The 12050-nt window shown below is 65.1% G+C and carries 3 protein-coding genes and 1 tRNA gene; 3 read left to right on the forward strand and 1 reads right to left on the reverse strand.

Annotated features, from left to right (window positions below; genetic code table 11):
• Positions 1-3: 3 nt before the first annotated feature.
• Genes FO044_RS13005 through FO044_RS13015 form a run of 3 tightly spaced genes read left to right on the forward strand, consistent with a single transcriptional unit; the run spans position 4 to position 11784 of the window.
• Complete coding sequence (locus tag FO044_RS13005) at positions 4-2370, forward strand: 3'-5' exonuclease (RefSeq protein WP_143965791.1); 2367 nt, start codon at positions 4-6, stop codon at positions 2368-2370.
• Positions 2367-7100 carry a hypothetical protein gene (locus tag FO044_RS13010; protein WP_143965792.1) on the forward strand — a complete coding sequence of 1578 codons (4734 nt, stop codon included), beginning with the start codon at positions 2367-2369 and terminating at the stop codon, positions 7098-7100. Before FO044_RS13005 ends, FO044_RS13010 begins: the two co-directional genes overlap by 4 nt.
• Positions 7093-11784, forward strand: a complete 4692-nt coding sequence (locus FO044_RS13015) for a DEAD/DEAH box helicase (protein WP_143965793.1) — start codon at positions 7093-7095, stop codon at positions 11782-11784. The genes FO044_RS13010 and FO044_RS13015 overlap by 8 nt, the downstream gene beginning before the upstream one ends.
• Before the next feature lie 140 nt (positions 11785-11924).
• Here the strand turns inward: FO044_RS13015 and FO044_RS13020 are convergent.
• Positions 11925-11996: transfer RNA gene (locus FO044_RS13020), tRNA-Thr, on the reverse strand.
• Between the last annotated feature and the right edge of the window lie 54 nt (positions 11997-12050).

Genomic DNA, 12050 nt, shown 5'->3' on the forward strand with positions numbered 1-12050 from the left:
ACCATGGCGACCATCACCCTGATGAAGAAGGACGACAACGTCGACGGGTCGATCAAGGCTCGTGTCTTCAGCGCGCTGCAGAAGCTGCAGACCAACGATGCAACCGCAGGCGCCCACGTGGAGCCGATCCAGAACTGCGTCGACAGCCGGATCCGATCGGTCCGAGTCAACGACAAGTTCCGGTTCCTCGTGTTCAAGATCGACGGTGGCGAGGAGCCGCACTACATCTACGTCGGCACCTACCCGCACGACGAGGCGTACCGGGTCGCCGAAGGACTCGCGCTCCGGGTGAACCCGATCAACGGTGTCATCTCCCTGCTGCGCGACCAGGAAGCTGCGGCTACCCCGAAGCAGTCGTCACAGCGGAAGGCCGAGGAGGCGGCGGCGAAGGCACTCGCACAAGCCGCGGACGCCGCCACGACCGAACCTGCACCCGACAGCGAGACGGTCACCGAGAGCCCGGCGACCGGAGCCCCGGCTGCGAACACTGCGGCCGCGGCCCCCTCACCTGAGGCCACATCGCCCGCGGATGTCTTCGTCGCCGGCGGCCACACAGTCGATTCCCTCGAAGCCGAGCTGGGCATCAACCTGCCGATTCTCGAACGGGCGCTCGCCGCGGACACCGCGGACCAGCTGGACAAAATCCTCGACCTCGCCTCGCCGTGGGAGCGCGATGCGCTCATCGGGATCGCCGCCGGAATGTCGGTGTCCGACGTCAAGACCGATCTCGGGCTGCACGGCGACGTGCCCGTCGCGGAGAGCGACGACGAGAGCATCCTGCGCGCTCTCGACAAGCCGGCCTCGCAGATGGAGTTCACGTCCATCTCCGAGGACGAGCTCCGCGCGATCATCGACTCTGGGAACTTCGAGGCGTGGACGACGTTCCTGCATCCCACGCAGCGGCGCGTCGCGAATCGTCCGCTGTCGGGACCGGGACGCGTGTCCGGTGGCGCCGGCACCGGCAAAACCGTTGTGGCACTGCACCGCACGAGGGCCCTCTACCGCGAGAAGATCGGTCGCATGACGCCCAAGGCCGGTGGTCGGCGAGTCTTCCTGACGACGTTCACCACGTCCTTGGCCGACAACCTCGTATCGAGTCTGGCCGTTCTCGACCCAACGCTGCCGGTCACGCGCAAGGTCGGGCAGACGGGGATCGCAGTGTCAGGCATCGATAAGGCGGCCCGAGCAGTCCTGAGTCAGGCCTCCACTGCGGAGCTCGAAACGGCGGGACTGGCAGTGCTCGGGAGCCCGTTGCGGTCTGTTCCGAAGCCGCTCGTCAGTCCGGAGAACGGGAACTTCTGGGCCGAGGCGCATGAGCGGGCCGCCAATGCGCCCACGGATATGACCGGGACACCGGAGTTCCTCGCCGCGGAGTTCGAGACCGTCGTCGTCGCAGGTGGCGTGACGACCAAGTCCCAGTACCTCAAGGCCAACCGCGCTGGGCGCGGGACCGCACTCAACCGCAAAGCCCGATTGGCGGTCTGGTCGGTCATCGAGGCCTACTTGGCGATGACGACAAGCGCGAACACGCACACGTTCCCCGTGATCGGATCCTTAGCGGCGGCTGCACTCGATGCACGTGCCGACCAGGGCGGAGAACGCCTGGTAGATCATGTCATCGTGGATGAGGCACAAGATTTCCATGCCGGTCATTGGCGCCTCATTCGGGCTCTCGTCGAATCCGGCGCCAACGACATCTTCATCTCCGAGGACAGCCACCAGCGGATATACGGGCACGCAATCCGGCTCTCGCACTTCGACATCAAGATTGTGGGACGCGCCACGCGACTCACGCTGAACTACCGGACCACGTCCGAGACACTGCGTTTCGCGATGAGCATCCTCGGCAAGGAGGAGTACACCGACACGTCAGGCGAGACGGACTCGATCGCCGGGTACCACTCCGCTCGTACGGGACCCGAGCCCGTCATCGTCCGGGAGGAGAGCCTCTCCGAGGAGCTGGACGCCATCGCCGCGAAGATCACCGCGTGGCTGACGCAAACCCCTGACGCCACCGTCGGCGTTCTCACTCACAACCGAAGTGACTGCGATGTGATCTCCGACGGCCTGGAGAAGCGGGGAATCACGGTGTCCGAGAAGACTGGACACGGCGTCAACGTGATGACCATGCACAGCGCCAAAGGTCTCGAGTTCGAGTACGTGGCGCTCGCCGGCGTCTCGCAGCGCACGCTCCCCGGCAAATTGAAGTCCAATCGCATCTCCGACGAGGAGAAGCACGCGATTCTCCAACGCGAGCGGTCACTTCTGTATGTGGCGTCGTCCCGAGCACGCGACGAGCTGTTCGTCTCGACCGGGAAGACTCCCTCGGAGCTGTTGCCGACCGGTTCCGTACCCGGGACGGCATCATGACAGCCCCCATCGACGCCACTCTCACCGGCGAGGCTCCGAGGGGCCGGGGAATCACCTGGGAACAGGCCTTTCCCGAATGGCATCTCGTCGAAGAGAACGCGCGTGTGGACGGCGGCCGGCCAATTGTGCTGACCCCGCACGAGGAGCGGATCGACACCATCCTGGAGATCGCGGCCACATTCCGCGGATCCGTGGATCACGCCGCAGGCCGCCTGTACCCGCTGGTTCCCTCGTTGTTCCCACTCTCGATGGACGGGCAGTCGACGACCATCCCGTTCTCGAAGATCGCGGCGTCCCCGGCAGCAGACGCGTTCGCATCGAGCACGCGCGGTGCGATCCGTCGCGGTCACCAGACTCTCGCCCAGGTCAATCTCGCTTCGGCGATCGTGGGCGCGCAGCAGTGGCCGAGCGACCCCATTCTGGCGGCTTTCGCGGCCAAGTTCTTCCACCTGCACCCCCTGGACTGCTACCTCATCACGCACGTCGGGATCGGCCGGAATTCTCCGGAGCGGGCCCAGAGATTCGTAGCGGAAACAGTCGACGTCTCTGACGTCTCCAGCTACCTGGAGTCAATCACCGGTAAGGCGTACAGCTCGATCCTCGATGACGAGCTGACGCAGTGGCTCGAACCACTCATCGCAAAGGACACGCCGATCGAGGTTGCGGCCGTCGCCGAGACACACCCGCAGCTGCTGGGGCGACTGCCGATGCAGGACTGCACCCTCGCCGAGGCGCTGGGGTTCCTCGTACCCGGGTGGAACCTTCGCGACGGGCAGTTCGTCCGGTTCGAGAGTCACTCGGCGGCAGCGGACATCGGCGATCGTGCGCTGTCGCTCATCACCGCGCAGCCCGGCATCACGTCGAGCCAACTGACCGCGAATATCGGGACCGAGCCGGCAACGGTTAATCGGCTCCTCGCTACCCGTGGGCAGGCGTACTCACGACCGCACCGCGGCGACGCCGGCGACCGCACCTGGACCACCCCGACGTGGCATCGGCTGGGTATTCACGATCCGGCCGAGCTCAAGGAGCTCCTCGTGCGGGAGGAACTCGCACCGGAGGACCTCGGATTGCCGCACGGGACGGCTGCGGATACCGCCGACGCGCCGGGCCCGATCGCCGCCCCTGATGCCCGGGAGCTACCTCCCGCACCTGCAGCCGACCCATCCGCAGCCACTCCATCGGTGGCTGAACCGTCAGATACCGCACCGCCCGAGGCAGAGGTTCCGGTGTCGCCCCCGGAACCGGAGGTGGAGACGCGCGGCGACCTGCCAGCGTCGACCGATCCTTTGGAGACCTGGGAGAAGGCACTCGTACACCGTTTCGAGGGGGCCACCCTGGCCGCCGAGATGAATCTGACCGACGATGAACTCGATCGACTACTCGACGCGTACAGCGTGCGCTTCGCAACTTCCCAGGCCCGGCGCACCGCGACGAAAATATTCGTCCACCATTTCCCGGCCAGTACGCTGGCCGCCCTGGTCGGCGTCGCATCGACAGAGTTCGAGAACAACACTTACTGGTCGCATTTCTTCCAGGCCATCAAGGCAAAGCAGAACGACGCCGTCGAGAACGCCTTACGGCAGGCAGTCATGGGCTTGATCGAAAAGTTCGGCCTCGACCCGCTTTCCGGCCTGCCCGCCGCACGATACGTGGAACGTCTCACCGTGCACGCAGGCATCCCGGCGTCCAGTTTCGGCGCACTCCTCAACGCACTGATGTCGTACGTGGCACTCGTGGACAACCGCGAAGACCGTCCGTTCCGGGAATGGATAGAGGAACCGAGCCACGAAGTTCTCCTCCACAGCCTGACCGCGCCGGCCCGATCGTTCATCCGCCACGGCGGCCCCAAAGCCACCGATTACCTCACGGTGCTCGTCGGGGTCGTCTCTAAGGTCGCGGAGGATCCCACGCTCGACGGTGCAGCCGTCACGGCTGCACTCGGCGACGACGATCTCCCGCCTCTGGTCCGCGACGCGCTGGCAGGCGCATTCCACCGCATGGACGTCGGCGAGGAGGTCCGTCTCAAGCGGCATCGATCACGGTCCGTGCCAACGCTGCATCTCGGTGCGGACGACTCCGTCATCATCCGGCTCCCGGCACCGTCGAGCTACGCGGACAAGCAGTGGGCGATCACTCTCGACTCCGACGTTCGTCACGTCTCCCCAGGACGCCTCGACCGCGACCATGGGGTCGATGTGATCCTGGATGCGCCCGTCCGCCGCGCGGTCGTGTCCCACCCGTCGTTCGAGCACCCGATCGAGATGCGGCTGTTCGACGCTGAATCACCCCTGATCGCGTTCTCGGTGAACGGCGACCACCTTCCCAGCAGCCAGCGTCTGCCGCGCGACGAGGTTGCGCTCCTATACCCGAAGACGCTGTCGATCGCAGGCGACGACGGAGCCGCACCGGTGCGCCGCGGCGAATTCCCTCCACCCCAAGGTTGGTCCGGCTGGACCCTTGAGACCTGGGACCTCTCCGAGGCGACGACATTCCGTTTGTCGTCCAGCACTTCCGCACGGCCGGTCGACATCGCAGTCGGCACCCGTCCGCTTCCCACGCTCGACCTGACGGACGGTGAGGCTCTCCCTCTCGACGGAGTAACGCACCGGGGCCTTCCCGTCTTCGGTCAGGCCAGGCCGTGGGTCCTGCTGCCGCCACTGCGCGACACCGATACGTCGGGGTGGACGGTCCAGTACCGCCGATCGGGTTCGTCGGAGTGGATCACCCAGGACGAGTACCTGCCTGCCGAGCTCGAGAGCCGCGAGTTGTTCGCCGGCGAACCGCCGCTCCTCGGTCCCTACGAAATTCTGGTCACCGGCCCGGATTCCGCTCGCTTCAGGACCGACCTGTTCCTCGCCGACGGACTGACCGTCTCGTTCAGCGAGGACTACCGGATTCCGGACGACGACCAGATGACGCCGATCACCGCGTTCATCGAGCACTCCGAACCGGCACTGCAGGTGGGCACCGGGCACATCGATTTCAACGGCTCCACGTCGCACCAGGATCTCCAGCTCCGTCTCGGTGACACACGACACGAAGTGCGGATCCGGCCCCCGCGACTGGAGTTCCGGATGACGCCGGTCGGCGGCATTCCGGTGTGGTCCGACCGCCGGATCAGTCGGCATCCGGACGAGTTCTATCACGCGACGTTGTCCATTCGCGGTGTCCCCGAAGGCGTCGATGCGGACATCGAACTGGTAAACGGCTCAGATATTGTGCAACACCGCTGCTCGCTGCAGGATTCGCGTGCCCGCGGCGCGCTCGCGGTCAAGACAGACGAGTTCGCGCACGCGGCACGCACGTGCCAGTTCGGCGAACTCCGCGTGCTCCTCCGCTACCCCGATGGCGATTCGTACCCTGCGCCACTGATCAGGTTCAGCACTCTCGGCCACGACCACAAAGTGGAGCTCGACGGGAACACCATCGTGGTGTCGAACGTGCCGACCGATCAGCACCTCGAGTGCCACGTGTGGCAAATGGACCGTCCGTGGCTCGAACCGATGTCAGTGCCGGTCGAGGACGGTCGCGCAGACCTGCCTGCTTCTGTCCGCGACGGCGGGAATCTCCGAGTCTCTCTCCATGTCAGCGATGCGTGGGATCCTGTGCCGCCCGCCCGGTTCCCCGACAACCGCAGCGTTCGACTGGATCGTCGTGGCGACTTCACCTCGTCGGGCAAGGGCCTCGTCTCGCAGTTCCTCAGCGGTGAGAACCACCTCCCCGCATTCGACGCCGCGACTCCCGAAGCCTGGGCCGCCCTGGCGTTCCTCGATTTGGAGCTCGACGCACACGACCGGAGCCGTTACGAAGCGATCGCCGAAGTGATGACGGCACGGCCCCGGGTGGCTGCGCGCTCCCTCGCCGAAGCGAACCTGCCCAACGGCGAGAAGGTCGCGCAGTTCGTCGGATCAGGACTCGTATTCAGGGGACTGATTGACCCGGCCGGTCCCACACGCCGTCATGAGGCAGTTCCCGAAGCCTGGCTCGACATGCTCTTCACGATCGCGGATATCCCGTCGCAGGCCGATGACATCCGCACGGTACTGCTCGAGCGCATCGGGGAGGTCGGCGGCTCCAGCCTTCGCTGCATTCTCGCCGAAGGCAAAGACCCAGAGGCGACGAAGACCTACATCGACAGCGGCTCCGTGCGGATCGACCCGGACACGCTCCGCAGCGTTCTCCAAGACCGCAAACTGATTCCGGGGGGCCTCGTTGATGCATCCGCGAGGTACGAGAGTTACCTCGAATTATTCGAGCGTCGCGACGAGGTGAGCAAAGAACTCCTGCACGACCTCAACACGGTGGCGGCCCACGACAAGCGCGCGCCGTTCATGGCGATCAGGAAATACCACGCTCTTCGCGACGAATTCAACATCCGCTCGGAATACCTCGACGGGGTCGATCCGGTGGAGGACGGCTGGGCCTGCGCGACATTCATCAGCCTCGGGCTGGCGCTGTACGCCAGGCTGGTAGCCCGACGCCTCCTCGAACCAGAGGGCCGGTCGGACGCGGCCCGGCTGCGTAAGACATGGAGCCGGTTCGCACGGCTGCAACCTCTCGAAGCGATGATCGACGTCGTCATCGCCGACGGACTCGCAGCCCATCATTTCTTCGCGGGCAGAGGACAGTTCCCCTACACCGAGTTCGACCCCCACAGCGTCGCCCTCGTAGACCGCTTACTCGCCCCGCTCGTCAGCACTCCCGAAAGGAGTCTCATCCGTGAATGAGATTCTCGACCCTCTCGCCACCGCATCTGCCATCGAGAGCGGCTACAAGCGGTACATCACCAGCATCCTGTCGCCCAATGATCCCGATCTGGCGTCTCGGTTCCGCGACGTCGTCAACTCGACGACGTCGCTCACGAAGGGCCCGATTCTCGAGATCATGCCCCCGTACGCGCCCGGTGCGACACTTCAGGACCTCATCGACGAGGGGGTACTCACACCCGGGTTCGTGAAGCTGGGCGGTCCGGAGCTGCCTCTCGACCGGCCCCTCTACCGGCACCAGGAAAGTGCCATCCGAAAGGCGACTGCTGGACGAAACATCGTCGTCACGACGGGAACAGGCTCGGGCAAGACCGAGAGCTTTCTGCTGCCGATTTTCAATCAACTTGCATCCGAGCACACGGACGGGACGCTCGGCCCCGGTGTTCGAGCCCTGCTCCTTTACCCGATGAATGCACTCGCCAACGACCAGCTCAAGAGACTACGGAAGCTCCTCGCCCAGTACCCCGAGATCACCTTCGGCAGGTACACCGGTGAGACCAAGCAAACTCGCGACGAGGCCCTGGCGAATTTCCGCTCGTTGAACCCCGACGAGAAGCGGCTTCCCAACGAGCTTCTGAGCCGGGAGGAGATTCAGGAGTCGCCTCCGCACATCCTGCTCACGAACTACGCGATGCTCGAGTATCTGCTGCTCCGCCCCCGGGACACCGCGCTGTTCGAGTCCGCGTCGGGTCAGACGTGGCGATCCATCGCACTCGACGAGGCTCACGTCTACGACGGCGCTCAGGCCGCCGAGGTGGGGCTCCTCCTGCGCCGCCTCCAGGACCGCGTCGCCCCGGACTTCCCGCTGCAGTGCATCGCGACCTCGGCGTCGCTCGACGGCGATACCGAGGAAGTGACGACGTTCGCATCCAAACTGTTCAACACGACTTTCGAGTACGAGGCGTCGCCCGATCGGCAGGACGTGGTCCACGCGGAGCGGCTGCCGCACACTACCGACAGCGACTGGACGCTGCACCCGGACGATCTGTTCCGCGTTCTCGACGGGACCGTCGACGATTGGGGCATCACCACCTCCGACGAGCCGGACCTCGACCTCCTCGTCGATTTGTCAGGGCACGACTCCGCGGCGGCTGCCCTCGACCACGAGTCCACGGTCGTCGCATTGCGTGACCGCCTCGTCAACGCACCCGATGACATCCACGCGATCGCCGCAGAACTGTGGCCCGATCGGGATGACGCGCTCGCGGGCCTCGAAGGGATCGTCCGCCTCTCGGCGGGCGTCAAACTCGACAACGGGCACCCGGTACTCGCCGCGCGGTACCACTTCTTCGTCCGCGCCACCGAGGGCGCGTACACCTGTCTATCGCCGACGGGTCCGCACGTCCACCTGTCGCGGCACGAGACATGTCCCGATTGCGCGGCTGCTGTCTTCGAGTTCGCCACCTGCACGACGTGCGGAACCGTCCACCTCGCCGGTCACATCGACGAACAGCGGAGCAAACTCCTTCCGGTCACACCTAGGGACCCCCGCGCGCGGTGGTTCTCCCTCATCGACGGCGACTCGGTGACTGTGGACGAGGACGATGCGACTCTCGATGACGAGGTCAAGGAGCGCGCAGCCAAGCAGAACTGGGTGTGCACCGGATGCGGATTCCTCACCGCCAGTGGAAACGTCCCATGCCAGGACAACTGCGGCCAGGCCGATATGCGCCCGATCCTCGCCCTGCAGACATCTGCCAAAGGACTGGGTACCTGCGCTCATTGCGGTAGTCGGAAGCCGAACCTCGTGCGGCGCCTGGATCTCGGCAGCGACGCACCATCGGCGGTCGTGACCACCTCGCTCTACCAACAGCTTCCGAAGGCGCGCGACCAGTCGGCGAGTCTGATCGGAGAGGGGCGCAAGCTCCTGATGTTCAGCGACTCACGTCAGGCCGCCGCCTACGCGGCGCCCTACCTCAATACCACGTACTCCCGGCTCATCGAGCGTCGCGTGCTCGCGATGGCGCTGGAGTCCGAGTACTTCCGGAGAGAGGCCGCCAGCGTCTCCGATCTCGTCAGCATCAGCAAGACGATCGCGACGAAGGCCAATCTCTTCCTGCCCACCGCCACCAAGTTCGAGACCGACCGCGACGTGGCGACGTGGCTAATGTCCGACCTCGTCGGCACCGATATCCGTCAGTCCCTCGAGGGCCTCGGCGTGATGCACGTGGCCATGCGGATCGACGACTCCGCAGTTGTACCCAAGCCCCTCACCGACGCTTTCGGTGAGCACGGAGCGCGAGCGCTCCTCCAGCAGCTCGCGTCGATGACCAGGCGGCAGGGAGCGATCACCATGCCGGACGGCGTGGACGCCAAAGACAGTCGCTTCGGTCCGCGCAACGGCGCTGTCTCACTCAAGCCCGATGCCTCCGACCGGCGGAACAGAGTCCTCTCCTGGAGTCCCACACGCGGAACGAACAAGCGGCTGAACTACCTCCAGCGCGTACTCGCCACACAGGGGCGGGAGACCGAGGCGGCAGAGATGCTGCGGCGGATCTGGACCGTGCTGGAAGCCCCGGCACGAGCCGGTGGGCCCGGCGTGTCGTGGCTGCTGCCCAACAGCCCCACGGCGGGACGCCACCAACTCAATCATCTGATGCTCGAGCTGCGCACCGCCGACGGATGCGAGTGGTGGCAGTGCGATCGATGCCGCGCGATCACGGCGCATAACGCCGCCGACGTCTGCCCGACGCTCAACTGCGTGGGCCGACTCGAATCGATGCCTCCGCAGGCCGGACCAGAAGACGACAATCATTACCGGCACCTGTACCGGACACTCAGCCTCGCACCGATGGCGGCGATGGAGCACACCGCGCAGTGGACCTCCGAAGAAGCGCTGAATGTGCAGAACAACTTCATTCGCGGCGACGTCAACGTACTGTCCTGCTCCACCACTTTCGAGCTCGGCGTGGACGTCGGCGATCTGCAGGCGGTGGTTCTGCGGAACATGCCGCCGCGAACCGCCAACTACGTGCAGCGCGCGGGACGCGCTGGCCGGCGCGTCGATTCCGCGGCGTTCGTGACGACATTCGCACAACGACGCTCGCGCGACCTCACTCGTTTCCAGGACCCTGTCGGAATGATCAACGGGACCATGCGCGTGCCGTGGGTGCCGATACTCAACGAACGCATCGCGCGCCGCCATGTCCATTCGATCGTCTTCGCGGCGTTCTTCCGGCACCTCGCCGAAGACGACGGGATCTCGCTGCGTTCGATAGACGACCTGTTCAGGTCCCATAGTGACAATGGACGGCCCCTCGAACTCTGGCGCCGTGTGGAACCGTTCCTCGATCCGGTACCCGGTCATGTCGACGATTCCATCGCGCGCGTGGTTCCGATCGAACTGCACCACGAGCTCGGTCTCAACGACCAGTCGTGGGTGAGCACCCTCGTGGACGACCTGCACAGCATCGCCACCGAGTACCAAGCCGAGAACGATTTCATCGAGCAGAAGATCGACGAGGCCGCGAATGAGAAAAACTTCGGCTTCGCGAGGCACCTCCAGTACACGCTCAAGACCATCAGCGGTCGTCCGCTCATCGGTTCACTGGCGCAGAAGAACGTACTGCCCAAGTACGGCTTCCCCGTCGACACGGTGTCGCTTCGCACCAATCACTCCTCCGATCCGGCGGGCGTGAAACTGGAACTGGACCGCGACCTCTCCCTGGCGATCCGCGACTACGCGCCCGGAAACCAGGTGGTGGCGGCAGGCAAGATCTGGACTTCGCGGGCGCTCGCGTGCCCTCCCGGTAAGTCGTTCGAGACGCGCGAGTACCTGATCTGCTCCAACTGCGATGCCGTCCGAACGGCTCTGCAACTCGAGGACGTCACCGCGTGCGACGTGTGCGACTCCCGACTCGATCCGTCGAAGAAGCGGACCATGATCATTCCGGAGTTCGGGTTCCTGGTGGAACCCGATGTCCAGGAAGTCTCCTCCGCGCCACCGCAGCGCCGGACCGGCGGCCAGTCGTTCGTCGAGGATCCGGGCGAATCGCGCCTCACCGTACGACTGAAGGGCAATGAGCCCACCAGCGCCACCGCCGGTGTGAAAGCCCGGATGTGCGTGGTGTCGTACGGGGTCGGGGCCGGCTTCATGGTGTGCCAACTGTGCGGGTGGGCCAAGCCGAAGGAAGGCGATAAGGGGTTCGCCCACCAGAACGTGCTCACCGGCAAAGACTGCTCGGGCGGATTCGCCATCCGCAGTCTCGGGCACCGGTACCAGACCGATTCCGCAGAGGTCGTCTCGCACGCTCTGACCAATGTCCCCCGGGACGATCTGTACTCGCTGATGTACGCACTCCTGGAAGGCGCGTCCGAAGAGCTGGAGATCAGCCGCGACGACATCGACGCCACTCTGTCGTACTCGAATCGACAGAGGTCCATCGTGCTGTTCGACACAGTTCCGGCGGGAGCCGGCGCGTCCCGGAACATAGTCCGGGAGTTTCCTCGAGTCCTGGCTGCATCACTGAAACGCGTGCAGAACTGCGATTGCGGCGAGGAAACGTCCTGTTTCGGCTGCCTTCGAGGCTCCTACAACGATGCGCACCACGAGGAGCTCTCACGACGCGGCGCCATCACCCTGCTCGAGCGCATGCTCGACTTCAGCGAAGTCGAGAAGGAGACGTTCGAACCTGAACCCGTGTGACCGCGAACCCTGAGAGAACCCTTGCAGTTCACGCCCTCCCGGCCCGTTTCCGCAGGGCACCCGGAGCGGTAACGCACGACACATCGAACACCTGCAACGCAGAGATCCCCTCCGGCGACACACCGGAGGGGATCTGGCTGAGCCCCCTGTCAGGATTGAACTGACGACCGCTCGCTTACAAGGCGAGTGCTCTACCACTGAGCTAAGGAGGCGTGCGATGAAAGTATATCGGTCGCCTCTCGTGGAGCGGGACTAGCATCTAAGTC

Source organism: Gordonia zhaorongruii (genome assembly GCF_007559005.1).
Classification (GTDB): domain Bacteria; phylum Actinomycetota; class Actinomycetes; order Mycobacteriales; family Mycobacteriaceae; genus Gordonia; species Gordonia zhaorongruii.

Coding starts and splice junctions, on each gene's coding strand:
- FO044_RS13005 (WP_143965791.1), top strand. CDS start 4: ATGGCGACCATCACCCTGATGAAGAAGGACGACAACGTCGACGGGTCG.
- FO044_RS13010 (WP_143965792.1), top strand. CDS start 2,367: ATGACAGCCCCCATCGACGCCACTCTCACCGGCGAGGCTCCGAGGGGC.